Source organism: Novosphingobium sp. (assembly GCF_039595395.1).
Lineage (GTDB): Bacteria > Pseudomonadota > Alphaproteobacteria > Sphingomonadales > Sphingomonadaceae > Novosphingobium.
In genome coordinates this window covers 4,199,864-4,225,220 of the sequence record NZ_JBCNLP010000001.1, presented here as the reverse complement: position 1 = coordinate 4,225,220, position 25,357 = coordinate 4,199,864, and the positions used below count along the sequence as shown (strand labels likewise).

General features: G+C 66.3%; 23 protein-coding genes and 1 pseudogene. 15 read left to right on the top strand and 9 right to left on the bottom strand.

What is annotated here, in order from left to right; all coding sequences use genetic code 11:
* Positions 1–14 precede the first annotated feature (14 nt).
* The 3 genes from ABDW49_RS19245 to ABDW49_RS19235 all read left to right on the top strand — a co-directional run bounded on the left by ABDW49_RS19245 (position 15) and on the right by ABDW49_RS19235 (position 2,190).
* Positions 15–476, top strand: coding sequence for a hypothetical protein (locus ABDW49_RS19245; RefSeq protein WP_343614033.1), 462 nt, complete (start codon positions 15–17; stop codon positions 474–476).
* A 97-nt stretch (positions 477–573) separates the two neighbouring features.
* Positions 574–1,038 (top strand): hypothetical protein, encoded by a 465-nt coding sequence (locus ABDW49_RS19240; RefSeq protein WP_343614031.1) that lies wholly within the window; start codon positions 574–576, stop codon positions 1,036–1,038.
* Between the two features lie 12 nt (positions 1,039–1,050).
* A complete protein-coding gene (locus ABDW49_RS19235; protein WP_343614029.1) occupies positions 1,051–2,190 on the top strand; it encodes an SGNH/GDSL hydrolase family protein in 1,140 nt (379 codons plus the stop codon).
* Between the two features lie 54 nt (positions 2,191–2,244).
* Here the strand turns inward: ABDW49_RS19235 and ABDW49_RS19230 are convergent, their stop codons facing one another.
* The 3 genes and pseudogenes from ABDW49_RS19230 to wecB all read right to left on the bottom strand — a co-directional run bounded on the left by ABDW49_RS19230 (position 2,245) and on the right by wecB (position 5,351).
* A complete protein-coding gene (locus ABDW49_RS19230; RefSeq protein WP_343614027.1) occupies positions 2,245–2,796 on the bottom strand; it encodes a hypothetical protein in 552 nt (183 codons plus the stop codon).
* A gap of 118 nt (positions 2,797–2,914) precedes the next feature.
* Positions 2,915–4,212: pseudogene (gene wecC / locus ABDW49_RS19225) on the bottom strand (UDP-N-acetyl-D-mannosamine dehydrogenase).
* Positions 4,209–5,351, bottom strand: coding sequence for a UDP-N-acetylglucosamine 2-epimerase (non-hydrolyzing) (gene wecB, locus ABDW49_RS19220; protein WP_343614025.1), 1,143 nt, complete (start codon positions 5,349–5,351; stop codon positions 4,209–4,211). Before wecB ends, wecC begins: the two are co-directional and overlap by 4 nt.
* A 152-nt stretch (positions 5,352–5,503) precedes the next feature.
* Here wecB and ABDW49_RS19215 point away from each other — a divergent pair, with 152 nt between their 5' ends.
* On the top strand, positions 5,504–6,832 hold the full coding sequence (locus ABDW49_RS19215) for a nucleotide sugar dehydrogenase (protein ID WP_343614391.1): 1,329 nt from the start codon (positions 5,504–5,506) through the stop codon (positions 6,830–6,832).
* A 255-nt stretch (positions 6,833–7,087) separates the two neighbouring features.
* Here ABDW49_RS19215 and ABDW49_RS19210 read toward each other — a convergent pair whose 3' ends face one another.
* Complete coding sequence (locus tag ABDW49_RS19210; RefSeq protein WP_343614023.1) at positions 7,088–8,500, bottom strand: coniferyl aldehyde dehydrogenase; 1,413 nt, start codon at positions 8,498–8,500, stop codon at positions 7,088–7,090.
* 233 nt (positions 8,501–8,733) lie between these two features.
* On the opposite strand from ABDW49_RS19210, the gene ABDW49_RS19205 reads away from it, so the two are divergent.
* The 8 genes from ABDW49_RS19205 (at position 8,734) to rutA (ending at position 15,511) form a co-directional block, all read left to right on the top strand.
* Positions 8,734–9,666 carry a LysR family transcriptional regulator gene (locus ABDW49_RS19205; protein ID WP_343614022.1) on the top strand — a complete coding sequence of 311 codons (933 nt, stop codon included), beginning with the start codon at positions 8,734–8,736 and terminating at the stop codon, positions 9,664–9,666.
* Positions 9,663–10,052, top strand: a complete 390-nt coding sequence (locus tag ABDW49_RS19200; protein WP_343614021.1) for a group II truncated hemoglobin — start codon at positions 9,663–9,665, stop codon at positions 10,050–10,052. The genes ABDW49_RS19205 and ABDW49_RS19200 overlap by 4 nt, the downstream gene beginning before the upstream one ends.
* Positions 10,053–10,409: 357 nt before the next feature.
* Complete coding sequence (locus ABDW49_RS19195) at positions 10,410–11,648, top strand: NupC/NupG family nucleoside CNT transporter (protein WP_343614020.1); 1,239 nt, start codon at positions 10,410–10,412, stop codon at positions 11,646–11,648.
* A gap of 3 nt (positions 11,649–11,651) precedes the next feature.
* Positions 11,652–12,203 (top strand): thermonuclease family protein, encoded by a 552-nt coding sequence (locus ABDW49_RS19190; RefSeq protein ID WP_343614019.1) that lies wholly within the window; start codon positions 11,652–11,654, stop codon positions 12,201–12,203.
* A gap of 269 nt (positions 12,204–12,472) precedes the next feature.
* Positions 12,473–13,198: a pyrimidine utilization protein B gene (rutB, locus tag ABDW49_RS19185; protein WP_343614018.1), complete on the top strand. Its 726-nt coding sequence runs from the start codon at positions 12,473–12,475 to the stop codon at positions 13,196–13,198.
* 28 nt (positions 13,199–13,226) lie between these two features.
* Positions 13,227–13,625 (top strand): Rid family hydrolase, encoded by a 399-nt coding sequence (locus ABDW49_RS19180; RefSeq protein ID WP_343614016.1) that lies wholly within the window; start codon positions 13,227–13,229, stop codon positions 13,623–13,625.
* On the top strand, positions 13,622–14,422 hold the full coding sequence (gene rutD, locus ABDW49_RS19175) for a pyrimidine utilization protein D (RefSeq protein ID WP_343614014.1): 801 nt from the start codon (positions 13,622–13,624) through the stop codon (positions 14,420–14,422). The genes ABDW49_RS19180 and rutD overlap by 4 nt, the downstream gene beginning before the upstream one ends.
* A gap of 12 nt (positions 14,423–14,434) precedes the next feature.
* Positions 14,435–15,511, top strand: a complete 1,077-nt coding sequence (gene rutA / locus ABDW49_RS19170) for a pyrimidine utilization protein A (RefSeq protein ID WP_343614011.1) — start codon at positions 14,435–14,437, stop codon at positions 15,509–15,511.
* Between the two features lie 245 nt (positions 15,512–15,756).
* Here rutA and dacB read toward each other — a convergent pair whose 3' ends face one another.
* The 4 genes from dacB to ABDW49_RS19150 all read right to left on the bottom strand — a co-directional run bounded on the left by dacB (position 15,757) and on the right by ABDW49_RS19150 (position 22,811).
* Positions 15,757–17,211 (bottom strand): D-alanyl-D-alanine carboxypeptidase/D-alanyl-D-alanine-endopeptidase, encoded by a 1,455-nt coding sequence (gene dacB / locus ABDW49_RS19165; RefSeq protein WP_343614009.1) that lies wholly within the window; start codon positions 17,209–17,211, stop codon positions 15,757–15,759.
* Positions 17,212–17,483: 272 nt separating this feature from the next.
* A complete protein-coding gene (locus ABDW49_RS19160; protein ID WP_343614007.1) occupies positions 17,484–20,657 on the bottom strand; it encodes an error-prone DNA polymerase in 3,174 nt (1,057 codons plus the stop codon).
* On the bottom strand, positions 20,654–22,189 hold the full coding sequence (locus ABDW49_RS19155; RefSeq protein ID WP_343614005.1) for a DNA polymerase Y family protein: 1,536 nt from the start codon (positions 22,187–22,189) through the stop codon (positions 20,654–20,656). The genes ABDW49_RS19160 and ABDW49_RS19155 overlap by 4 nt, the downstream gene beginning before the upstream one ends.
* A complete protein-coding gene (locus tag ABDW49_RS19150; RefSeq protein WP_343614002.1) occupies positions 22,095–22,811 on the bottom strand; it encodes a hypothetical protein in 717 nt (238 codons plus the stop codon). The genes ABDW49_RS19155 and ABDW49_RS19150 overlap by 95 nt, the downstream gene beginning before the upstream one ends.
* Before the next feature lie 110 nt (positions 22,812–22,921).
* Here ABDW49_RS19150 and ABDW49_RS19145 point away from each other — a divergent pair, with 110 nt between their 5' ends.
* The gene (locus tag ABDW49_RS19145; RefSeq protein ID WP_343614000.1) at positions 22,922–23,566 is read left to right on the top strand and encodes an FKBP-type peptidyl-prolyl cis-trans isomerase; all 645 of its coding nucleotides are present in this window, start codon (positions 22,922–22,924) and stop codon (positions 23,564–23,566) included.
* A 69-nt stretch (positions 23,567–23,635) separates the two neighbouring features.
* Here the strand turns inward: ABDW49_RS19145 and ABDW49_RS19140 are convergent, their stop codons facing one another.
* Positions 23,636–23,923, bottom strand: a complete 288-nt coding sequence (locus ABDW49_RS19140) for a hypothetical protein (protein WP_343613998.1) — start codon at positions 23,921–23,923, stop codon at positions 23,636–23,638.
* On the opposite strand from ABDW49_RS19140, the gene ABDW49_RS19135 reads away from it, so the two are divergent.
* Together ABDW49_RS19135 and ABDW49_RS19130 are read left to right on the top strand one after the other, a co-directional pair.
* Positions 23,822–24,622: a diguanylate cyclase gene (locus ABDW49_RS19135; protein ID WP_343614389.1), complete on the top strand. Its 801-nt coding sequence runs from the start codon at positions 23,822–23,824 to the stop codon at positions 24,620–24,622. The two genes, ABDW49_RS19140 and ABDW49_RS19135, sit on opposite strands and share 102 nt — an antisense overlap.
* A gap of 45 nt (positions 24,623–24,667) precedes the next feature.
* The gene (locus ABDW49_RS19130; protein ID WP_343613996.1) at positions 24,668–25,351 is read left to right on the top strand and encodes an HAD-IA family hydrolase; all 684 of its coding nucleotides are present in this window, start codon (positions 24,668–24,670) and stop codon (positions 25,349–25,351) included.
* Positions 25,352–25,357 lie beyond the last annotated feature (6 nt).

The window sequence follows — 25,357 nt, the reverse complement described above, 5'->3', positions numbered from 1 at the left end:
TCGGGGATCTCGGTATGGACATGCAGCACATCGGGGCGGAATTGGCGCACCGCTTTGGCCAGCGCCAGCGCGGCCAGCACCACGCCGCCCGACTTGAAGCCGCGCCCGGTGCCGAAAAATACCGGCACGCCCAGTCTTTGAGCCGTCGCGGCCATGTCGGCGCCGATGGTGGACAGTGTCTTGTCGCGCAGCACCGCGAAGACCGCCGAATCGACGTCGCCCGCGAGTCCCTCGACAAGCTGCATCGCCACGCCTTCGGCCCCGCCCAGATCGAGATGCGTGATGATATGCATCACCCTGATGGCCACGATGTCCCCCGAAAATTGTGGCCCCAAAAAATTTTGGCCCCGAAAAACCGCAGGCCCGCACGGACAGGTCCCATGGGCCGCCCAACTAGGCATAAACCGATATATCGACGCCCTGACGAAAATGGCAACCGATCATTGTTGCGTTGCGGCATTTGGGCGGTGGCCTGATGTGCTCCGGCCGGTTCTTCACTTTCGCCTTTCCTACTCGGTCTGCCCTCACATAAGGAACATAAATCGAACATTGTGATCAATTCAGGAGGCAGCCATGCAAGGAAGTGTTCCGATCGCCCAGCCTGCCGGCTTCGTGCCCGTGCATGCCTCGGGTTTTGCCGATGGGCAGGGCAAGGCGGTGACCGTCAGCCAGGCCGCGCCCCTGCCGGTGGCGGGCGCGCAGGCCTTTGCCGCCAGCTCGGCGCCGCTGGTGGGCAGCATCACCGATACCGCAGCGCACAATCAGGGGCCTTTCACCCCGCAGCTCGCGCGGGAGATCTGGGCCACGCTGGTGGGCACCGGCGCCAGCGGCAAGGCGCAATTGCTGCGCTCCACCGATGGCGGCGCGACGATGGCCGGGCTGACGGCCGGGGGCGATGTCTGGGCGAGCTGGTCCTTTACCGGCGTCACCGGCAGCATCGTCAACGAGCAGGTCGCCACCGAGAGCGACGCGGCGGCCAGCTATTATATGGCGGTCACGCTGAGCGCGGGTTCGCTCACCTATCGCATCGCGCAGTAAGGGAGGGGCCCCATGGTTTCAGCAGCAGCAGCCTATCTGAAGGCCCGCGCGGCCGGCAATGCGGTGGCGGCGGGCGCCAGCCATTTCGGCGGCGAGCGCATCGATGCGACTCTGGTGCCGCGCCTGAGCAACGCCCTGCTCGATGCGGAAAACGGGGTGGCGCTCACCCAGACGCTGTTCGCCTTCATCGGCGACAGCACCATGGCGGGCACGCGCGGGGCGGGCGACCTCAAGTCGAACTCCTATCCGTGGAAGGTGCTGCCGCTGATCTCGCCCTTCATGGCCATCGACGAGAATGGCTGGTACGGCAATCAGATCAGCACCACCACGGTGTCCGATCTGCCCGCCTATGACCCGCGCCTGACGCTGGGGGCGGGGGTTGGTTTTGGTGGTGACTTTTCGATCGGGGGCTATCCGCTCTCGCTCGATGCCGCGACGGGGGCGATCACCTTCACGCCGACCAAGGCCTATGACAAGCTCGACCTGATCCTCTCCTCCGGCGGCACGGCCAGCACGGTGGGGGTGCAGTTCGGCTCGGGCGCGGTGACCAATGTGGTGCTTACGTCCAGCAATTACACGCTCTCGACCCTGAGCAAGGCGCTGGGCAGCGAGCCGGTGCTTGTCACCAAGGTCGCGGGCAATCCGCGCGTGCAGGGGATGACCCTGCGCAACTCGACCGCGCCCAAAGTGATGCTGGCGAATATGGCCAAGGCCGGATCGTCGAGCGTGGATTGGGCGGCCACCACCAACAACCGTTCGCCTTTGTCGGTTCTGGCGGCGATCAGGCCGGTCGCGGCCTTTATCAATCTGGGCATCAACGATTGGTCGAACGGCGTGCCCGTGGCCACCTTCCGGGCCAATATGCAGGCGATCATCGCGGCCCTGCTGCCCACCACGGATGTGATCCTGAGCATTCCCTTCCCCAGCAACCTCTCGGCCTATCCGACGCAAGGGCAATATGTGCAGGTGATCCGCGATCTGGCGCTGGCCAACAACCTGCCGCTGATCGACTTCGGGCGGCTGTTCGTCAGTTGGGAGATCGGCAATCCGCTGGGCCGCTACATCGACAACCGCCATCCCACGCCCCAGCGCGGTTATGGCATGACGGCCAAATTCGTGGCGCGCAGCCTGCGGAGCCTTCTGGCGCTTTGAATGGGATGCGGGGCGTGGTGATGGCGCCCCGCATTCCCGTCACGTCGGGCCCGATCAATTCGGAGTGGAGAGATCCAGCGTCAGCGTGACGTGATGCGTCTCTTTCAGATCGGAATTATGCGCCAGCGCGGTGAAGGTGATCTTGCGGTCATTGCCGCCCGCGCTTTCCTTGCTTTCCCAGGTGAGGCCGCTTTCGCCCTTTTCGCCGATGAAGTCGACCGGCGGGTTGCCGTGGCAGGAGGTGCCGACACAGGGGGTCTGGTCGGCCTGACAGAAGAGGAAAGCCTTGTCGCCGGTCAGCGTCGGCATGATGGCGGGCGGGGTTTCCACCGTGATCTTGGCGGTGGCGCCGGGGGCGACATCGGCGGTGGAGGTGACCTGAACCTTCTGCCAGGGCTTGCCCGCGTGGCACTGGAAGCTGCCCTTGGAAACATAGGCGCTTTCGCTGCTGGCGTCGGAGGCCGCTGCCGGCGCATCGGGCTGGGAATCGCAGGCCGACAGCATCAGCAGGGCGCCGGTGGCCAGACATGTCGCGGCGGGGGACCGCCATGCCGAAAGCCGGGCTGGAAGGACGGCAGGCGATTGCAAAGCGCGAAATGCAGGCATGGAACCTCACAGATTGCTATGGGATTTTTACATAGCCTAACTGCCGGTTTTACATGAACGCCCGATGAACGGGAGGGCTTGTTGAGCCCTCCCGTTTTTTCGTTCAGCCGGGCGTCGTTCAGCCCACCAGACGGAGCGCGTCGGCGTCCACCACGGGCTTGGGCTGGTCGGGCCAGATGCCGCGCGTGTCATAGACGATCTTGCCCGCGCGCTCGGCCAGCGGCACGTGGCGGAAGATGTCGTGATCGACGAGCACCAGCAGGATGTCGCAATCCTCCAGCGCGGTGTCGAGGTCGATCTGGGTGGCGCCGGTGCCCTCGAACTCGCGGGGGAGCTGGGTGGCGTAGGGCTCCACGATCTGGATGCGCTCGCCATAGGTGCGGGCCAGCGTGGCGGCCACCAGACGTGCCGGGCTTTCACGGAAATCGTCGATGTTGGCCTTGAAGGCCAGACCCAGCGCGGCGATCTTGGCGCCCGGATGCGCGGCGATCAGCGCATCGGCCTTGGCGATGACATGGCGGATCTTGCCATCGTTCACGCCGCGCGCGGTGCGGATCAGCGGGGTTTCCTCGGGCGCCGAGGCCACGATAAACCACGGATCGACCGCGATGCAGTGCCCGCCCACGCCGGGGCCGGGCTGCAGAATGTTGACGCGCGGATGGCGGTTGGCGAGGCGGATCACCTCCCACACGTCCAGCCCCATGCGGTCCGCCACGATGGAGAGTTCGTTGGCGAAGGCGATGTTGACGTCGCGATAGGCGTTCTCGACCAGCTTGGTCATTTCGGCGCTGCGGGCATCCGTCGGGATGCACTGGCCGCGCACGAAAAGCTTGTAGAAGGCGATGGCCTTGCGCGCGCAGCGCGGCGTGATGCCGCCGATCGAGCGGTCGTTGTTGGTCAGCTCTTCCAGAATGCGGCCGGGCAGCACGCGCTCGGGGCAATAGGCGATGGAGAGGTCTGGGGTTTGGTCGTCAGTCCGGGCACCTTCAGATCAGGGCGCAACTCCGCGATCAGATCGCGGATGGCCTCGGTGGTGCCGACGGGGCTGGTCGATTCCAGAATCACGCAATCGCCGGTCTTCAGCACCGGGGCGATGGAGCGCGCGGCGGCCAGCACATAGGAAATGTCCGGCTGATGGTCCTTGTCGAAAGGCGTCGGCACGGCGATCACGAAAACGTCCGCTGCTTCCACCGTCAGGCTGGCCGAAAGCAGCCCGCGCGAGACCACGCCCTGCACCAGACCGTCGAGATCGACCTCCTCGATATGGATTTCGCCGCGGTTGATCGTGTCCACCACCGATTGGGTGACATCCACGCCCTGCACGCGGCTGCCGCTGCGCGCGATGATGGCGGCGGTGGGCAGGCCGATATAGCCCAGACCGACCACGCAGACCTGAGGCTTGTTGTCCGACTTCATGACTGGGCTGTCTCCTGGATCAGCGTTTCCACGATGCGGGCGCAGGCCTGCCCGTCTCCGAAAGGATTATGGGCGCGCGCCATGGCGTCGTAAGCGGGCTTATTGTCGAGAAGGTTGAAGATTTCGGAAACGATGGTGTCCACATCGGTGCCGACCAGACGGGCGGTGCCTGCCGTGACGCCCTCGGGCCGCTCGGTGGTTTCGCGCATCACCAGCACCGGCTTGCCCAGCGCGGGGGCCTCTTCCTGCACTCCGCCCGAATCGGTGAGCATGATATGCGAAAGGCTGAGCAGCCGGGCGAAATGGGGATAATCGAGCGGCTCGATCAGCGCGACATTGCCCAGATTGGCCAGCGCCGTATCCATCACCGCGCGCACATTGGGGTTGGGGTGGACCGGGAAGATGATCGCCACGTCCGGGCGCTGGGCGATCTGGCGGATGGCCTCGGCGATGTTTTCCAGTCCGCCGCCGAAATTCTCGCGGCGGTGGCTGGTGACGCCGATGATGGTCTTGCCCTTGAAGCGTTCTTCCAGATTGGCCAGATCACCGGCCAGTTCGGGTTCGGCCTCGATGCGGGCGGTGACCCAGTGCAGCGCATCGATCACCGTATTGCCGGTGACGTGGATGCGGCTGGGATCGACGTTTTCGCGCTTCAAGGCATCGGCGCTGGTTTCGGTGGGGGCGAAATGCAGGTTGGCGATGGCGCCGATCACCTTGCGGTTCACCTCTTCGGGCCAAGGGTGGTAGATGTTGCCGCTGCGCAGGCCCGCTTCCACATGGTCCACCGGGATCTTGCGGTAATAGGCGGCCAGCGCGCCCGCCATGGCGGTCGCCGTATCGCCCTGCACGATCACGCGCGCGGGTTGTTCGGCATCCATCACCTTGCCCAGCTCCACGATCAGCGCGGCGGTCAGCGAATCGAGCGTCTGGTTGGGGCGCATCAGATCGAGATCGTGATCCGGCACGATCCCCGCGATGGCCAGCACCTGATCGAGCATGCCGCGATGCTGGGCCGAGACGCAGACCTTCACCTCGAAATGCGGATCGGCTTTCAGGGCAGCCACCACCGGAAACAGCTTGATCGCCTCGGGCCTTGTGCCGAAGATCAGGAGGATTTTGGCCGGATCGGTTTGTGTCATGGATGCTTCCACTGGCGGTCTGAATTTCACGATGTATCTAGAATCGCAGGTGTTAACCACGGCATAAGAGCTTTTGACCTAAAGAACACGCCGATTCCATGGGAGCCCTCGATGGCCCCATCCGCCACCAGAGGGGGCCAGCCTTGACGTCGATGTATCCCGATCTTGCCCAGAGCAGCGCCATTCCCGTGGGGCAGGGCGCGGCCCTTCCCGGCGCTCTGGCGCAGCGCGTGGTGGTGGTGGGGCTGGGCTATGTCGGCCTGCCGCTGGCCGTGGCGCTGGCCGGAAGGTTCGAGACCGTGGGCCTCGATATCGACGCTCGCCGCATTGCCGAACTCAACACCGGCCACGACCGCACCGGCGAAATCGACCGCGACCGGCTGGAAGCCAGCACCCTTGCGCTGACCGCCGACCCGCAGGTCTGCCCGCCCGCCGATTTCTACATCGTGACCGTGCCTACGCCCATCGACGGCGCCAACCGCCCCGATCTGCGCATCGTGGAAGCCGCCAGCCGAACCATCGGCGCCATGCTGGGCGCCGCCGTGGCCGAGGGCCGGGTGCCTGTGGTGGTCTATGAAAGCACCGTCTACCCCGGCGTCACCGAGGACATCTGTGCCCCCATTCTGGAGCAGGTTTCCGGCCTGGTGTGTGGCCGCGATTTCTTCCTCGGTTACTCGCCGGAGCGCATCAACCCCGGCGACCGCGAGCACACGATCGACAAGATCACCAAGGTCGTCTCCGGCCAGACCCCCGAGGTGCTGGAGCGCGTGGCGCATCTCTATGGCGCGATCACCAGCGGCGGCGTGTTCCGCGCCGCCAGCATCAAGGCCGCCGAGGCCGCCAAGGTGATCGAAAACGCCCAGCGCGACATCAACATCGCCTTTATGAACGAGATCTCGCAGATCTTCTCCAAGATGGACCTCTCCATCTGGGACGTGCTGGCCGCCGCCCGCACCAAGTGGAACTTCCTGCCCTTCGCCCCCGGCCTTGTCGGCGGGCACTGCATCGGCGTCGATCCCTATTACCTCTCGCACCGCGCCGAGCAGTTGGGGCTGGACCCGCGCGTGATCCTCTCGGGCCGTGGTATCAATGACAGCATGGCCGGCTGGGTGGCGAAAGAGCTGCACACCGCGCGCAAGGGCAAGCCCGGCAACGTGCTGATGCTGGGCCTGACCTTCAAGGAAAACATCCCCGATCTGCGCAACTCCAAAGTGGCGGATCTGGTCTCGGCGCTGGGGCGGCTGGGCCATGGCGTGACGGTGCATGACGCCCATGCCGATGCCCATGAAGCGGTCGAGGAGTACGGCATCCCGCTGGTGGAAGACGCCTTCAAGCGGAAATACGATATGGTCGTGCTGGCTGTGCCCCATCGCGAGTATCTGGCGCTGGGGCCGGGGCATTTCCGCGCGCTGCTGAAGAAGGGCGGGACTCTGGCGGATCTGAAGGGTGTGTTCGGGCAGGCTGCCGACTGGAGTCTGTAAGAAAAGGAAGATGCGAGGGTGTTACACCCTCGCGCTCCCATGACGTCTTCCGGCGATAAGGCAGTGGCTCCGAAACGGAGCGCTTCAACTCTCCACCAGCGCGGCCTAAGGCGCCGCAGGCAGTGAATCCATGCTCGTTGGGCTTTTAAAGCCTGCGGCACGGCAAATTGAGCGCAACGCCGAACCCGAAGCGCAACGCAGACAGTAAAGGGAGCGCGAGGGCGATGGCCCTCGCATCTTCTTCCTTCCAACCCTTTACCGAACCAGCATGGCCTCCAACTGGGCGAGCTTCTCCCCATAGGGCGCTCTCAGCTTGCCGGGCGCATCCCCGCCCTGCACCGCCACCGCGCGCGCATGGCTGAACCGGCGGAAGCCATGGATCCCATGATAGGCGCCCATGCCCGAAGCGCCCACGCCGCCAAATGGCAGCCCTTCGATCCCGACGTGAGTCATCACATCATCGAACACCAGCCCGCCGCTGGACGTCCGCGCGGCGAAGCTCCGACGCGCGTCCTTGTCGGCGCCGAAATAGTATGCCGCCAGCGGGCGCGAACCGGCATTGATATGCGCCATCGCGGCGTTCTGATCCGCCACGGTCATCACTGGCAGGATGGGGCCGAAGATTTCCTCGCGCATCACCTGCATCGCGGGGGTCACATCGCGCAGGATGACGGGCGCGATCTTGTGGGTGGCGGGGTCGTGTGGCGGCTCGCCCAGTGGGGTGAGCGGCACGAGGGTCGCGCCCTTGGCCAGCGCATCGGCGATCAGGCCGAGCAGGCGATCGTAGTGCCGCTGGCTGATGATGGCGGTGTAATCGGGGTTGCCCTGGATGGTGGGCCAGCTTGCGGCGGCGGCCTCACGCGCGGCGGTCAGGAAATCGCCCTCCTGATCGGCGCCGATCATCACATAGTCGGGGGCGAGGCAGATCTGCCCGGCGTTGAAGCTTTTCACCGCCATCACGCGCTGCGCGGCGCGGGTGATATCGGCGTCAGGCGCGATGACGACCGGGCATTTGCCGCCCAGCTCCAGCGTGACGGGCACCAGATTCTCCGCCGCCGCGCGCATCACCTGCCGGCCCACGGCGGTGCTGCCGGTGAAGACGAGGTGGTCGAGCGGCAGGCGGGAGAAAGCCTCACCCACCGCGGCATCGCCCAGCACCACCCCCAGCTCGTCGGGCGAGAAATAGCGGCCCGCCAGCTCGGCCAGCAGCTCGCTGGTGCGCGGGGTCAGTTCGGAGGGCTTGATCAGCGCGGTGTTGCCCGCCGCGAAAACCCCGGCCAGCGGAGAAAAGGCCAGATTGACCGGGAAATTCCAGGGGCTGATGATGCCCACCACGCCCAGCGGCTGGTATTCGATGCGGCCGGTGATGGCGCTGTCGGGCGTTTCCACCGTTTCGGGCTGCATCCATGCGGCGACATGCTCGGCGGCGTGGGAGAGCGAGCGCACGCTGGCGCCGACATCGGCGGCGAGGGACTGGAAGCGGCTGCGCGTGCCGAAATCGGCGTTGATGGCGCCGGCCAGCGCCTCTCCATGGTCCAGCAGCAGGGCCATCGCCCGGCTGAGCCGGTCGCGCCGCAGGGCCGCATCGGCGGGGCCTGCGGCAAGCTGGGCACGTTGCATGGAACGGACGATCGCGGTCATTTCGACCGAGGCGTCGAAAGGGGTCATTGCTTGCTCATCGCTGAAAGGAAGAGCGGCGAGGCATCGCTTCGGGGGTGGGGGGAAGTGCGATGCCTCGCCGCCATGTAGACCGCGGATCTGGGGGGGGGGAATGATCCAGCGGTCCGACAGGGCAGAATTTCTTGGGCAGAATTTCGTCTGACACCTCTCTAGCCGATCAGGTCCGGTTTGGCCCACAAGCAGGCTGGCGGTGATCCATAAAATAATTTATGGGTTGATGCATGTCCCTGCAGCGCCTGCGCACCTTCATCGAGGTCTATCGCCAAAGGTCGATCAGCGCCGCCGCGCGCAGCCTCGACCTGACCCAGCCGGCGGTGTCCCAGCATATCGCCGGGCTGGAATCCTCGATCGGGCGGCAATTGTTCGAGCGGCAGGTGAAAGGCGTCACCCCCACCGCCGCCGCCGACGAACTGGCCGCCGACATCGGCGACCGGCTCGATGTGGCCGAGGCCGCGCTCTCAGCCGCCCGCGCCCGCTCCAACGATATGGTCGGGGCGATCCAGATCGTGGGCAATGCCGATTTCATGGCCGAGGTCGTCACGCCGCAGCTTATCCCCCTGCTGCGTTCGGGCATCCGCGTGCGCCTGCAGACCGGGGCGCTGGATCTGGTGATCCACAACCTTGTCGAGGGCCATGCGGATCTGGGCATCTCCGCCTTCCCGGTGAATGACCGCCGCCTGCGCACTGACGCTTTCCGCGACGAGCCCGTCATGGCCGTCGCCGCTCCCGAGGTCGCTGCGCGCCTCAACGCCGCGCCTGACCTTGCCGCCGCGCTGGCCGAGGAGCCGGTGCTGGCCTACAATCTGGAGCAGCCGCTGGTCGATGGCTGGCTGAGGCACAATGGCCTCTCCACCACCCCGGTCAGCCCGGCGCTCTCCGGTCAGGACATGCGCGCGCTGCGCCGCCTGCTGACCGAGGGCTTCGGCTGGGCCGTGCTGCCCAATTACCTGTGCCAGCCGCGCATCGCCCGCGGCGAATTGGCCGAGATCAAGGCCCCCGTCGGCCCGGTCCACTACACCTATCACCTGATCTGGGCCCCCACGGCGCTGCGCCATCCGCGTGTCGCTCACGCCCGGCAAACCCTGTTGTGGAGCCTGCGCGCCACCGCGCCGCATCTCTCCGCCCCCGTCCTGTCCGAAAGCCCCTTTGCATGAGTTCCGACACCACCCTCTACGATGCCGTCGGCGGCGCCCCCGCGATTTCCGCGCTGGTCGACCGGTTTTACGCCAACATGGAGCTGTGGCCCGAGGCGCAGGCGATCCGCGCGATGCATCCGGCAGACCTCTCGCACACGGCGCAGGTGTTCAAGGATTACCTCTCCGAATGGCTGGGCGGGCCGGCGCTGTATTCGCCGGTGAAAGGGCATCCCCGGTTGCGCATGCGCCATATGCAGGCGCCCATCGCTTCGGCGGAGCGCGACGCCTGGCTGGCCTGCATGAAAGAGGCGCTGGACTTCGCGGTCGAGGATCGGGCGGCGCGGTTGCAGGTTTATGGCAATATGGAAAAGCTTGCCGACTGGATGCGGAATAAGGAGGATTAAGGGAGAGAATGCGAGGGCCATCGCCCTCGCGCTCCCGTTCATGTCTGCGTTGCGCTTGGGGTTCGGCGTTGCGCCCAGATTGCCGCGCCGCAGGCAGGAATTATAGCCTGCGGCGCCCTGGCTTGTGCAGGTGGATAGCTTATGCGCAACGACGCGGGACCGCTGCCCATGCGTCGGAAGACGTTATGGGAGCGCGAGGGGATAATCCCCTCGCATCTTCTCTTCCTTCCTCCCCGCCCCCGTCCCAAATCCCGACAGGCTGCGCAAAACGCCCCTTCCCCCCGCAACAATACATCTTTACGGAGACAGACTTGTGCCTGCCGGGCGAGTTGAGGCGCGCACGCCAAAGGGGAACTGATGCATATTGTTTTGAGCCTGGCCGGAATCGCGTTGATTCTGGGCGTTGCCTTTGCCCTGTCGAGCGACCGTCGTGCCATTCGCCCTCGCGTGGTGGGTGCGGCTTTTGCGCTTCAGGCGGGTGTCGCGGCGCTGGTGCTCTATGTTCCCGAGGGCAATGCGGCCTTGCAGATGGTGGCCGGCGGCGTCTCGAATCTGCTGGGCTATGCCCATGCGGGGATCGAGCTGCTGTTCGGCCCGCTGGCCGCGCCCGATGTGGGCGGCAAGAGCTTTGCGATCTCCAGCCTGCCGGTGATCATCTTTTTCGCGGCGCTGATTTCGGTGCTGTACTACATCGGCGTGATGCCGCTGGTGATCCGCTGGATCGGCGGCGGGCTTGAGAAGATCACGGGCATTTCGAAGCTGGAATCGCTCTGCGCCGCCTCGAACATCTTTCTGGGCCAGTCCGAAGCGCCGCTGGTCATCAAGCCCTATCTGGCCGGGTTGAAGCCCAGCCAGCTCTTCTGCGTGATGACGGTGGGCATGGCCGGCGTGGCCGGCACGATTCTGGCGGCCTATGCCGGGCTTGGCATCCGCATCGACTATCTGGTGGCGGCCAGCTTCATGTCGGCGCCGGGCGGCATCTGCATGGCCAAGCTGCTGATGCCCGACCCCAAGAACCAGCCGCTGGATTCCGAGGACACCGTCACGCCGCTGCCCGGCGAGGGCCATGACGAAAAGCCCGCCAACATCATCATGGCCGCCAGCGAAGGCGCCCAGACCGGCGTGCGCCTGGCGGTCGCCGTGGGCGCCATGGTGCTGGCCTTCGTGGCGCTGGTGGCGCTGGCCAATGGCATCATGGGCTGGTTCGGCCATTTCTTCGGCTATCCCGACCTGTCGTTCCAGAAGCTGCTGGGCTATGTTTTCGCAGGGATTTTCTACCTGCTGGGCGCCCCCGACTGGACCGAGGCGATGCGCGCGGGCGGCATGTTCGGCACCAAGATCGTGCTCAACGAATTCGTTGCCTTCATCGATCTGGGCCACGCCACGGACCTGTCCAAGCAGACCGTCGCGCTGGTGACCTTTGCGCTGTGCGGCTTTGCCAACTTCTCCTCCATCGCGATCCAGATGGCGGTGACGGGCAGTCTGGCCCCCAACCAGCGCGCGCTGATCGCCAAATTCGGCCTGAAGGCGCTGCTGGCCGGCAGCCTCTCCAATCTGATGAGCGCCGCTTTGGCGGGCCTGTTCCTCTCGCTGTAAGCGATGCGCGACTGGGACGAGGATTGGGAAGCCCTCGTCCCCCGCCGGAAACTGCGCGAAAGCTGCAGCGGCCATATCGCGATGATCTTCGCCGCCGTGCTGGCGCTGATGCTGGCCATGCTGGCGGCGATCAACTGGCGCCAATGGCGCGCGGATCACTCCCCGCAAGCGCTGCCCCTGGCCAAAGCCGCCCCGCATGACACGCTGCGCGCGCGGTTCGCGCTGTGCCGCCACAAGCGCGTGAGTTGCGTCGTGGATGGCGACACCATCTGGTTTCAGGGCGAGAAAATCCGCGTGGCCGATATCAACGCCCCCGAAGTCTCCGAGCCCCAATGCGATTTTGAACAGGAACTGGGCGAAAAAGCCTCCGACCGGCTGGTTCTGCTGCTGAACGCCGGGCCGTTTTCCCTGACGCCGCCTGCGGATCGGGATGCCGATGTCTATGGCCGCAAGCTGCGGGTTATCTCACGCGGGGGGCAATCTCTGGGGGCGGTGCTGGTCAGCGAGGGGCTGGCCGAGCCATGGACAGGGCATCGCAGGGATTGGTGCTATTGATATCCACCTGTTCGCCCCCGGAGCAAAGTCACTGCGCTTCAGACCTTAATTCCATGAAGAAAACTGCCCGCGACGCAGTATCGTAGCGCTAAAAGAGAGTTCGCCCGCAACAATCGGGCGCCACTGCCTTTTTGTCGGGAGACATAATGGGAGCGCGAGGGGGTAACTCCCTCGCATTTCTTCTTAAATCCCTTCTGAAAACCCCAAAATCGCCCATGGGGCGTTTGCCCCGTTGCCGCCGTGCCCCCGGTGTTAAATCCTGCGTGGCAATGAGCGACTCCACACCTGTGTCACCGCGCCCCGCCTTGCCGGGCAGCGTCACGCTCCCCGCCCGGCCTGAGGGTTTGACGGTCAATCCCGCGCAGACGGCGGTGGTGGTGATCGACATGCAGAACGCCTATGCCAGCGAGGGCGGCTATGTCGATCTGGCGGGCTTCGACATCTCTGGCGCGCAGGGCGTGATAGGGCGCATCGCCAAGGTGCTGGACACAGCGCGCGGCGCGGGCATGCCGGTGATCTTCCTGCAGAACGGCTGGGACGCCGATTATGTCGAGGCGGGCACGCCTTCCTCGCCCAATTACCATAAATCCAATGCCTTGAAGACGATGCGCGCGCGGCCCGAACTGTCGGGCCAACTGCTGGCGCGCGGCGGCTGGGATTACGAGCTGGTCGATGCGCTCACGCCCCAGCCCGGCGACATTCGCGTGCACAAGACGCGCTATTCGGCCTTCTTCAACTCGCAGCTCGATTCCATTTTGCGGGCGCGGGGGATCACCACCATCGTCTTTGTCGGCATCGCCAGCAATGTCTGCGTGGAATCGACGCTGCGCGACGGCTTCCACCTCGAATATTTCTGCCTGATGCTGGAGGATGCCACCCATCATCTGGGCCCGGACTTCATCCATCAGGCCACCATCTACAACGTCGAGAAGTTCTTCGGCTGGGTTTCGACCACGGCCGAGTTCTGCGGCGCCGTCAGCCAGATCGCTCCCTAAACCTCCAGCACCATAAACGGAGAGGCCCATGCCGTTCGAGCCGATCAACCCGCCCCAGTTTCCCGCCCCCATCGCCCCCTATTCGGCGGCGGCGCGCGCGGGTGATACCATCTATGTCTCGGGCATGCTGGCACTGGGGGAGGGCGGCGTGGTGCTCTATCCCGGCGATGCGGCGGCGCAGACGCGCCATATTCTGGGCATGATCGCCACCACGCTGCAGGCGGCGGGGGCCAATCTGGGCGATGTGGTGATGAACCATATATTCCTGAAACACATGGCCGATTACGCCGCCTTCAACGCCGTCTATGCCGAACATTTCCCCGGCGCCAAGCCCGCGCGCTATTGCATCCGCGCCGATCTGGTGAAGCCGGAATGCCTCGTCGAAATCGCCTCCGTGGCGCATCGCGGGGGGGCGGTCGTCCTGTGACGCTCACCACGCTTTGCGGCCTCTATCACGAGGAACATGGCCCCCCGGCGGGCGAACCGGTGATCCTGTCGGCCGGGCTGGGCGGATCGGGGGCCTATTGGGCGCCCAATCTGTCGGCGCTGGCGCAGTCGCACCGGCTGGTGGTCTATGACCATCGCGGCACGGGGCGCTCCTCGCGCTGCCTGCCGGACAAGGTGTCGGTCGAGGATCTGGCCGACGACATCCTCATGCTGATGGACGAACTGGGCCTGAAGCGCGCCCATATCATCGGCCATGCGGCGGGCGGCATGGCGGCGCTGGCGCTGGCGCTCAAAGCGCCCGAGCGGGTCGGCGGCATCGTCATCGCCAATGGCTGGATCACCCCGGACCCGCATTTCCTGCGCTGTTTCGAGGCGCGGCTCAACCTGCTGCGCCACGCCGGGCCCGAGGCCTTTCTGCGCGCCCAGCCGATCTTCCTCTTCCCCGCGCCATGGATTTCGCAGCATCACGGCGAGCTGGACCATGAGCTGGACCACCAGATGGCCGCCTTCCCCGGACGCGAGACGATGGAAAAGCGCATTGCGGCGCTGGCCTCTTTCGACATCGCCGACAGGATCGGGCAGATCACCCATCCCATCCTGGCCTATGCCTCACGCGACGACATGCTGGTGCCCTTCACCTGCACCACCGAGGGGCTGAAACGAGCCCCCAATTGCGAGGTCGAGCTGGCGCCATGGGGCGGCCACGCCTGCAACCTCACCGATCCGCTGCGCTTCACCGGCGCGGTGCGCGATTTCCTGTCCCGTCACAAATTGTAGGAGGTTTGGCCCATGCAGGTCGGCGTGTTCGTGCCCATCAACAACAATGGCTGGCTGATCAGCGAGAACGCGCCGCAGTACCTGCCCTCCTTCGACCTCAACAAGCAGATCGCGCAGAGCGCCGAAAAGCATGGGCTGGATTTCCTGCTCTCGATGATCAAGCTGCGCGGGTTTGGTGGGAAGACGCAGTTCTGGGAGTATGGCCTCGAAAGCTTCACGCTGATGGCGGGCCTTGCCGCGGTGACCGAGCGGATCAAGATCTTCGCCACCTGCCCCACCCTCATCATCCCGCCCGCCTTTGCCGCGCGCATGTGCAACACGGTGGATTCGATCAGCCATGGCCGCTTCGGGCTGAACCTGATCACCGGCTGGCAGCCCCCCGAATACACGCAAATGGGCCTGTGGCCGGGCGAGGAGCATTTCCGCAGCCGCTACAAGGTGCTCGGCGAATATGCCCGCATCCTGCGCGAACTCTGGGAAACCGGGGTTTCGGATTTCAAGGGCCAGCACTACCAGATGGACGATTGCCGCGTGCTGCCCCAGCCGCAGGCCGATATGAAGATCATCTGCGCCGGCTCCTCGGACGAAGGGCTGGCGTTTTCAGCGCAATGGGCGGATTATGCTTTCTGCCTCGGCAAGGGTGTGAACACTCCCACGGCCTTCGCCTTCAACAATGAACGCCTCGCCAAGGCGCTGGAGAAGACCGGGCGCGACGTGCAGATCTTCGTGTTGATGATGGTGATTGCCGCCGAAACCGACGAGGAAGCCCAGGCCAAATGGCAGAGCTACAATGCCGGAGTGGACGTGGAGGCCATCTCATGGCTGGCCGAGCAGGGCGCCAAGGACACCGTCAACAAGGACACCAATGTCCGCCAACTCGCCGCGCCCGAGGGGGCGGTGAACATCAATATGGGAACGCTGGTGGGGTCTTACGCCTCGGTCGCGCGGATGCTGGACGAGATGGCAGAAGTGCCGAACACCGGTGGCGTGCTGCTGACGTTTGACGATTTCGTCGAGGGTGTGGAGGCGTTTGGTACACGCATCCAGCCATTGATGAAGAGCAGGCAGCATGTTCAGGTAGAAGCATAAAAGAGAATGCGAGGGTGTTACACCCTCGCGCTCCCATGAATGTCCACCTTGCGCACAGGGTTCGGCCTTGCGCCCAGTTTGCCGCGCCGCAGGCTTTAAACGATAGCAAAGATGCCGAAACTTTCATGCCTGCGGCGCCACAGGTAACACTGGTGGAGAGCCTGAGCGCAACAATGCGGCACCACTGCCCGAGCGTCGGAAGATGTCATGGGAGCGCGAGGGGGTAACCCCCTCGCATTTCCTCTTTAATTCCCTGCCGCAATCACCTGCATGATCTTGTCCATCACCGGCAAAACGGAGGGAGCATCCCCCGGCCGATCGTTGGAATAAATCGCAAAAACCAGTTCCCGCCCACTCGCGGCCGTCACGTAACCGGCCAGAGCATTGCCCGCCAGCAGCGTACCGGTCTTGGCGCGCAGATTGCCCGCCAGCGGGGTGTTCTTCATGCGCCCGGCCAGCGTGCCGTCCACGCCCGCGATGGGCAGGATCGCGCGCCATTGCTGGCCCCAGCTCTGCCCATCGATCCAGTGCAGATAATGCACCATAGCGCGCGGGGTGATGCGATTGTCGGGTGACAGGCCCGATCCGTCATAGAAATCGTGGCTCCAGCGCGGCAGACCGGCGCGATCAAGCTGGGCGTTCAGCACCACCAGCCCGGTGGGGGTGGAGGGTGCCAGCCCCTGCGACAGCGCCAGCTTCTTCAGCCAGAGATGGGCATGCAGATTCTGGCTGCGCTTGGCGGTCAGCGTCAGATCCTCGACCGGATCGGGCGGGGTCAGGCTGGCCAGAGCGGGGGTCTCGGGCGCGGCGGGAGCAGTGCCCAGCAGCGCCTGAGCCGTGATGGCAGCGTGGCGAGGCCTGACCTGACCGCTCACCGCAATGCCCCGTGCGCGCAGCAAGGCGGCAAAGCGGATCGCTGCGTAATCGGCCGGATCGTCGAGATCGAAGCGCACCACCTGCGCCTTGCCGCCCAGCGGCAGCGTGCCAAACAGGCGGATGCTGCGCTGGCCGGGCTCGATCTCGGCATGGATTTCGGCGGGTGTATCGGCGGGGGCGGTGGTCACCTCGTCGATCAGGCGCAGCTCGGGGAAGGGATCGGTCAGGGCGGCGCCTGCCGGAGCGCCCGCCGCGGCGCCGGGGGTGACGGTGATCGCCAGCTCATTGTCGTTGATCGTCAGCGCGGAGATGATGGTGCGGCTGGCGGGGCGCAGGCGGCCCGAGCGCACCCAGCGCTCATCGGGCATGAAGCTGTCGTCGCCGATCACATCGCCCACGCGCTTCACCCCGCTGGCCGCGACGGCATCGGCAAGCTGGCTCAGGCAATCACGCTGGCAGTTGGCGCGGTCGGTCAGCGCGGCGTCGCCCTTGCCGATGAGCGCCACGTTCTGCAGGCCCTTGGCGCCCGGCTCCAGCCTGACCTGCGTGCCTGTGTTGGGCAGGGCGCCGCGCGACAGGGCCTCGAACGCGGCGGCGGTGACGAAGATCTTGGTGTTGGAGGCTGGCTGGAATCGCTCGTCCGGCGCGATGGAGATGATCGGCTGGCCATTCTTGTCCTCCACCTGAAGGCCCCAGTGCGTGCCGGCCAGATCGGGCTGGGCCAGCAGGCTGCGGACTTGGATTTCCATATCGGCAGGCGCGGCGGCGAGCGGCATGGGGAGGGCGAGTGTCAGCCAGAAGGCGGTATTTCGGAGCAGGGACATAGAGGGAGCCTAAGGCAGTTTAGGTTGGAGGAACAAGGGGGAAGAAGGAAGATGCGAGGGGGTTACCCCCTCGCGCTCCCAGAACGTCTTCCGACGAGGGGGCGGGGATGCCGCGTCGTTGCGCCCCGGCTCTCCACCTGCACCACCTAAGGCGCCGCAGGCTATAATTCCTGCCTGCGGCGCGGCAAACTGAGCGCAAGGCCGAACCCTGTGCGCCACGCTGACATTAAAGGGAGCGCGAGGGCGATGGCCCTCGCATTTCCTCTTTCTCCCTAATGAAAATCCCGAGAAGGCGGCAACAACCGAGCATCCCTTGGATGATGCCCCAGCCTCGGCGGCGCGGTGGCGAGGTTTTGCGCCATCCCTTCTTCCAACTGCGCCAGCAAGACACTGGCGTCCACCACCCGGTCGATCATCAGGTGGACGACGCCCTCCTTGCTGTGCTGCACCTTGCCGTGGAGCACCATCAGCCTTGCGGCCATTACGGCGCTGCGCTGCTTTTCGAACGCGCGGGCCCAGAGCAGGCCGTTGACGATGCCGGTTTCGTCCTCAATCGTGATGAAGATGGCGTTGCCTTTGCCGGGGCGCTGGCGGACCAGCACGGCCCCGGCGCAGGCGACGGGCGCGCCATCCTTGGCCGCATTGACCTGAGCGGCGGTGATGATCCCGCGTGCCTCCAGCCGCGCGCGCAAAAACTGCAGCGGATGGCCGCGCAGGGAGAGGCGCTGGGTCTGGTAATCCTCCACGACCTGTTGCGAGAGCGGCATGGGCGGCAAGGCGGGATCGGGCTCTGCGGCGAGTTCGGGGGCATCCATCGCGGCGAAGAGCGAGAGCTGGCGTGGGGGCAGGCGGCGGACTTCCCATCCGGCCTCACGCCTTGCGGCTCCCAGCGACACCAGCGCGTCGGCATCGGCCAGCAGTGCCATGGCGCGGGCGGGCAGGGCGGCGCGGTGGGCCAGATCCTCAAGGCTGGCGAAGGGGCGCTCCTCGCGAGCGCTGACCATCGCTTTGGCCCATTCCTCGCGGAAGCCGTCGATCTGGCGCAGGCCCAGGCGCAGGATGCGCGGGCCTTCCAGCGTGTTGTCCCATGGGCTGATGGTGGCATCGGTGGGGCGCACTTCCACGCCATGCGCGCGGGCGTCCGCGACCAGTTGCGCGGGGGCGTAAAAGCCCATCGGCTGGCTGTTGAGCAGCGCGCAGGTGAAAGCGGCGGGGTGGTGGCATTTCATCCAGCTCGACACATAGGCCAGCCAGCCAAAGGCCTGTGCGTGGCTTTCAGGGAAGCCATATTCGCCGAAGCCCTCGATCTGGGCGAAGCAGCTTTCGGCGAAGTCCAGTGTGTAGCCGTTCTTGACCATGCCCTCGATAAACTGGCGCTTATGGGTCTCGATCTTGCCGTTCTGACGGAAGCTGGCCATGTCGCGGCGCAAGCGGTCGGCCTGAGCGGGGCTGTAGCCCGCGCCGACGATGGCGATGCTCATCGCCTGCTCCTGAAACAGCGGCACGCCCTCGGTGCGTTCGAGCAGCTCTTTTAAGGCGGGGCTGGGGAAGGTGACGGCTTCTTCGCCGGTGCGGCGGCGCAGATAGGGGTGGACCATGCCGCCCTGAATCGGGCCGGGGCGCACGATGGCCACCTGAATGACCAGATCGTAGAACACCTTGGGCTTCATGCGCGGCAGCATGGCGATCTGGGCGCGGCTCTCGACCTGAAAGGTGCCGATGCTGTCGGCCTTTTGCAGCATCTCGAAGGTGGCGACCTCCTTCTCCGGCGGCGTTACCGTGGCCAGCGTGTAATCGCCTTGCCCCACGCCCCGGATCAGATCGAAGCCCTTGCGCAGCGCGGTCAGCATGCCCAGCGCCAGCACATCCACCTTCATCAGCTTCAGCTCGTCGATATCGTCCTTGTCCCATTCGATGAAGGTGCGATCCGCCATCCCCGCCTTGCAGATCGGCACGATCTCATCGAGCCGCTCCTGAGACAGCACGAAGCCCCCGACATGCTGCGAAAGATGGCGCGGCAGATCCAGCACCTGTTCGATCAGATCGCGCAGCCGGGCGATGGCGGGGTTGTCGGCATCGAAGCCGGCCTGCGCCAGCCTTTCCTCGGGCACCGGCCCGCCCCGGCTGCCCCAGATCAGTCCGGAGAGCCGCGCCGTCACATCCTCGGTCAGGCCCAGAGCGCGCCCCACCTCGCGGATGGTGCTGCGCTGGCGGTAATGGATGACGGTTGCGACGATCCCGGCGCGCTGGCGGGTGTAGCGCTCATAAATATACTGGATCACCTCCTCGCGCCGTTCATGTTCGAAATCGACGTCGATATCGGGGGGCTCGTCGCGTTCTTCGGAGAGAAAGCGCGAGAACAGCAGCTTTTCGCGCACCGGATCGATCGGCGTCACGCCCAGAAAATAGCAGACCAGCGAATTGGCCGCACTGCCTCGCCCCTGACACAGGATCGGCGGTGAGAGGCTGCGCGCATAATGCACCACATCGTGGACGGTGAGGAAGTAATGGGCGTAGTTTTTGTCGGCGATGAGGCCGAACTCGACCGCCAGCGCCTCTTCATACTTGGGCGGCAAGCCATCGGGAAAACGCTCCTTCGCGCCTTCCCGCACCCGGTGTTCCAGCCACGCCTGCGCTTCCCACCCCTCGGGCACGGGTTCGTGGGGGTATTCATAGACCAGCTCGTCCAGCACAAAGCCGATCCGCGAAAACAGATCGCCCGTCGCCTCCAGCGCCTGAGGGCAGGCGGCAAACAACCGCGCCATTTCGGTGGGCGGCTTGAGATGCCGCTCGGCATGCGCGGCCAGCAGACGCCCCGCGCTGGACAGCGGCACCCCCTCGCGAATGCAGGTCAGCACATCGTGCAGGGGCCGCTGCGCTGGCACGGCATAAAGCGGATCGTTCGTCGCGATCAGCGGCACGCCGCAGGCTGCGCCCAGCGCCATCCGCTGCGCCAGATCACGCGCATCGCTGCCCCCGCGCGGCATGGCGGCACTCAGCCAGAGATGGGGCGTGGCGGCGCGCAGCCGTTCCAGCAAAGCGGCATCGCCATCCATGGCAATCAGCGCGAGCCCTTCCACATGCGCCAGCAGATCGTCCAGCGTCAGATGGCAATCGCCCTTCTCGACCTCCTTCTTCAGATTGCCATGGCTGAGCAGCCGCGTCAGCCGCCCCCAACCCTTGCGGTCCAGCGGATAGGCGACGATGTCCGGCGTGCCGTCGATAAAACACAGCCGCGCCCCCACGATCAGGCGAAAGCCGCTGCCGGGGCCGCCCAACTCCTTCCACACCTTATACGCGCGCACCACGCCCGCCACCGTGTTGCGGTCGGCGATGCCGATGCCACCCATGCCCAGCGCATGCGCCCGCGCCACCATCTCGCCCGGCTGGCAGGCACCGCGCAAAAAGCTGAAGGCGCTGGCCGCGACAGGTTCGAAAAAGCTCATGAAAACAGCCCGTGGAGATACCATTTGGGATGCGTCCGCTCCTCGAACAGACCATGGCGGAACAGCCAGAAGCGCGTCCCCGCACCATCCTCCACCCGGTAATAGTCACGGGTCAGCAGCGGCGTTTCGGGCAGATGGCCCAGCGGGTGGCGCCACCATTCGGGCGCGATGCGCTCGGGCCCTTCGGCGAGGCGCACCTCATGCGCCCGCCCGCGCCAGGTGAAGCGCAAGGGCGGCCCGTCCGGCACGCCCGCGATGGCGCTGACCTCCTGAGGCGGGTCGAAGAGGAACAGCGGGCGGGGCAGGGCAGGTGGCTGCGTGCGCGTCGCTAGGCCCCGCGCGGCGGGCAGCAGCGCCTGCGCCTTTTCCGGGCTGTGCCGGTCGCGCGGATGGAGGCGCAGGATCGCGCCTTCCCCCAGCCGCGTCGCCAGCCGGTCGAGCAGGGCGGCGATGCTCTCCTCCTCGCGCTCGTCAGCTTGCGTCGAGGTCTGGCGCGCCGCCAGCGGCTCATGGCGCGGCACGGCCAGCGCCACCGCGTCGAAGCCGAAGCCGGGGTCGAGCGGATCGGCCAGCGACTCCAGCCTTTCGCGCAGCAGGCGCACCACCGGCGCCGCCTCACGCGTGGGCAAGGCGGTCTCGATCGCCAGATCGCGGATGGCACCATCGGCGCGCTCCAGCCGCAGCACGAAGCGGCGGCCGCCGATGCGTCGCGCCTCCATCTGGCGGGCGGTGTCCTCGAGCAGGGTTTCGGCGACCTCCAGCACATCCTGCGTGCGGCCGATGGGCTCGGCAAAGCGGGCCTGGGCGCGGATCGGCGGCGGCGCGGCACGGGGGGCGAGCGGACTGCCCGCCTCGCCCAGAATTGCGCGTAGTTTCGTCACCGCCTCCTCGCCGAAACGCGCGGCCAGAGCCCCCATCGGGCGGCTGGCCAGATCGCCCAGGGTCTTCAGGCCCGCCCGGCGCAGGCCGGAGAGCGAGGCTTCGGAAAGCTCCAGCGCGGCAATGGGCAGGGCGCGGATACGCAAGGCTTCATCCCTGCCTGCCTGCCCGCGTTCATACCGCGCCAAAGCGCGCGCAGCAGCGGCATGGTCGGCCAGCGCGGGGCGAGCCGTCAGCCCGGCTTCGGCCATCGCCAGCCGGGCCAGCGCCGCCTCGCCGCCGAACAGATGCGCGCAGCCGGTGATATCCAGCACCAGCCCGTCGGGCGGATCGAGCGCCACCATCGGCGTAAAACGCCCCATCCGCCGGGCCAGCACCGCCAGCAGCTTCGCATCCTCATGCGGATCATGCGGCGCGGTGAGCAGATCGGGGCAGCGCGCCCGCGCATCGGCCAGAGTCATCCCCACCGCCAGCCCGTGGCCCGCGCCATCCGCCGTCAGTGCGGCAAGGCGCAGCGCCTGCCCGACCCTGGCCACCAGCGCGAAGGGCAGGCCCGGTTCAGGCGGCGCGCTCCTGATCGTCCGCTCGCAGGGCAGGAAAGGGAACCACAGCGCCAGACAGCGGCGTCGGCTGCTCTGCATCTTCTGGTTCATGGAAGGCTCCTTCCCATGCCGGGCGTCGCAAGGCCCAGCTCTGCCCCGAAGCGCCGCCGCGCTGGCGCAGCAGCGTGGCGCTCAGCGCGGGATAGCCCGGCGCCTGTCCGGGCAGCGCCAGCGAAGGGCCCGGCTCGATCTGCCAGCGGGTCTGCGCGGCGCTGGCGTGCTGGGGCGCATCGCCGCGCAGCACGATCACCAGCGCGCCCGAACGCTCCGCCGCCAGCACCAGACGGCGGCTGGCGGTCAGGTCGTAGTCGGGCAATGGCCCCCATGTCTCCAGCACCACGGCGGCCAGACCCGGACAGCGCGCGGCATCCAGCCCGGCGCGCAGCAGGCCCAGCGCATCGGGCGCCTCGACCACTACCAGCCGCCGCGGATCGAGCCCGGTCTGCGCCCAGCCCGCGCCGCAAGGCAGCAGGCGCGGGCCGGAGCGTTTCGCACGCACCAGCATGACCGGCTGTTCCCCGGCTGGCCCGAGCGCTGAAAGCACAAAGCCCAGCGCCGCCGCCCAGCCATCGGCGGTGGCGTGAATCTCGTGCAGATGGCCGCGCGCCAGAGAGGGCAATCCGCCGGTCTGCGGGGCAGGAGAAGGCCGGGAAAGGGCAGCTTGGGGCATCATGGCAAGAGTCCTGCGAATCGCATTTCATGTTCCCATTATGTTCTCATGAGGGGCGCCTGTCCATCGCGCCGCTTGATCGCAGTCCCACAGCCTGCCTATAGCTTGGAGCCATGAGCCTTTTTTCTAAGCCCCTCGCTTCGGCGCCTGCCGCCGTCCTTCTCGCTTTGCCTTTGCTGATGGCGCAGATGCCTGCCAGCGCGGCGCCGGTGCGCAAGGCGCCTGCGGCCCACGCAACGGCCCCTGCGGTCGTCAAGCCGACGAGGGACATCATTCCGCTGCCGCTCAATCCGGTGCTGCCCGCCGGCCAGCGTCTGTGCGAGGCCAGGACCGAGGCCGGGCTGGGCTACACCATGCTGCGCCCCGCCGCCGGGCCGATGCCTGCCGAGGCCGATTACGTGCTGGTCAATTACATCGGCTATCTGGCCGCGACGGGCGCCGTGTTCGATCAGGGCAAGGCCGCCAAATTCCCGGTCAATGGTGTGATTCCGGGCTTCTCGAAGGGCCTGCAGATGCTGGGCAAGACGGGGATCGCGCGGTTCTGCATCCCCGCCGCGATGGGCTATGGCGCTCAGGAGTCCGGCCCGATTCCTGCCAATTCCGATCTGGTCTTCCAGGTCGAGCTGGTCGATTACAAGACCGCCGCCGAGATCGACACCATGCGCAAGGCCTATGAGGCCGCCGCCGCCAACGCTGCGCCCGAGGCCAGCACGCCTGAGGCCGCCGCGCCCGAGGCTGCCGCCAAGCCGAAGCAGTAAGGATCGGGACGGGGCGGTCTGCTGGCCGCCCCGTCTTCACCTTTATCACGGCTTGTTAGGGTTTCCCCCTTAATCGCCAGTGGCGATGATACAGAAGATCGACATCATGCGGGAAACGGGGCGCGGCGCCAGCGTGCCCGTTGGTGCCGATGCGGTCTTGATCTTGTCGCCGCTCAGGCGGGGATCGGCGCCTGGACCTGCAATCTGGCCGACAGCGCGCTGAGCTGGACGGCCGGGGTCTATCAGCTTTTCGGCCTGTGCCCCACGCATCGACTCGACCGGCGCGAGGCCGCCGGTTTCTACGCCGAGGAATCGCGCGTGATGATGGAGCGTCTGCGCGCCGAGGCCGTCACCCATGGCCGCCCCTTCGCGATGGAGGCGCGGATCATCCGCCCCGACGGACAGGAGCGCTGGATGCGGCTGAGCGCCGATGTGATCCGCGACAATGGCCGCATCGTGCAGCTCTATGGCCTGAAGCAGGATATCACCGAGGAAAAACAGCGCTGGGAGGCGCTGCGTCAGCGCGCCGAGCATGATGCGCTGACGGGGCTGGCCAATCGCGCCCTCTTCGAGGAGCGCTTTCTGAACGCCCCGTTGGCCCGGCCCGGCCTGACGCCGCTGGGCGCGCTGGTGCTGGTGGATCTCGACAGTTTCAAGCAGGTCAACGATCGCTTTGGCCATGGCGCGGGCGATGCCTGCCTGAAGGCGGCGGCGCAGCGGATCGCGGCCTGTTTCGCCGATGCTCTGCTGGTGGCGCGGATCGGCGGCGATGAATTCGCGGTGCTGACCGGCGCGGACCTTTCGCCCGCGATGCTGGAGGCGCGGGTGGGCCGGTTGCTGGCCGAGCTGAACCGGCCGATTCTGTGGCGCGGGCACCGGCTGACCATTGGCGCTTCGGCGGGCATGGCCATGGCGCAGGATGCGCATCGCTATGATGCCCAGGCGCTTTTCGCGATTGCCGATGAGGCGCTCTATGCCGTGAAGGCCTCGGGCAAGGGGGCGATGATCATGGGTGATCCTGCGTGCCGGGCGATGCGGCAGGCGTCGAGCTTCTGACCGGCAAAAGGGCCGTTTCGGCAGGAAAATGCTTTCGGATCAGGTGTGATCAGCCCTATGGTCGCCGCCATGGACAAGATCGACACCGCGCTCGCCCCTTTCGAAGGCTTTCTCTTCGACATGGATGGCACGCTGCTCACCTCCATCGCCTCGGTGGAGCGGGTGTGGACCGCCTGGGCGCAGCGGCATGGCGTGGATGTCGAGCATCTGCTCAGGCATATGCATGGCGTGCAGGCGATCGAGGTGGTGCGGCGGCAGAATCTGCCCGGCATCGATGCTGAAGCGGAGGTCGAGCAGATCGTCCGTGCCGAGCTTGAGGATCTGGAAGGAACCGAGGCGATTGCCGGCGCGGCGGATTTCCTTTCCAGCCTGCCGGTTGGCCGCTGGGCGATCGTCACCTCGGCGCATCGGCGGCTGGCTCTGGCGCGGCTTCGGGCTTCGGGCATTCCTCTGCCCGAGGTGTTGATCTGCGCCGAGGATGTGGCGCGCAGCAAGCCCGCGCCCGATGGCTTCCTGCTCGCGGCGCAGCGGCTGGGCATCGCGCCCGAACGCTGCGTGGTCTTTGAGGATTCGCCCGCCGGTGTCGCGGCCGGGGAAGCCGCCGGGGCTGGTGTGATCGTGGTCAGCGCGACGCATCGCGAGCCCTGGCCCGCCGATCATCTGGTGATTCGCGATTATCATGATCCGCGTCTGCAAGCGGCGGGGAGTCCGTTGTTTTCCGTTTCGTGACGGGCG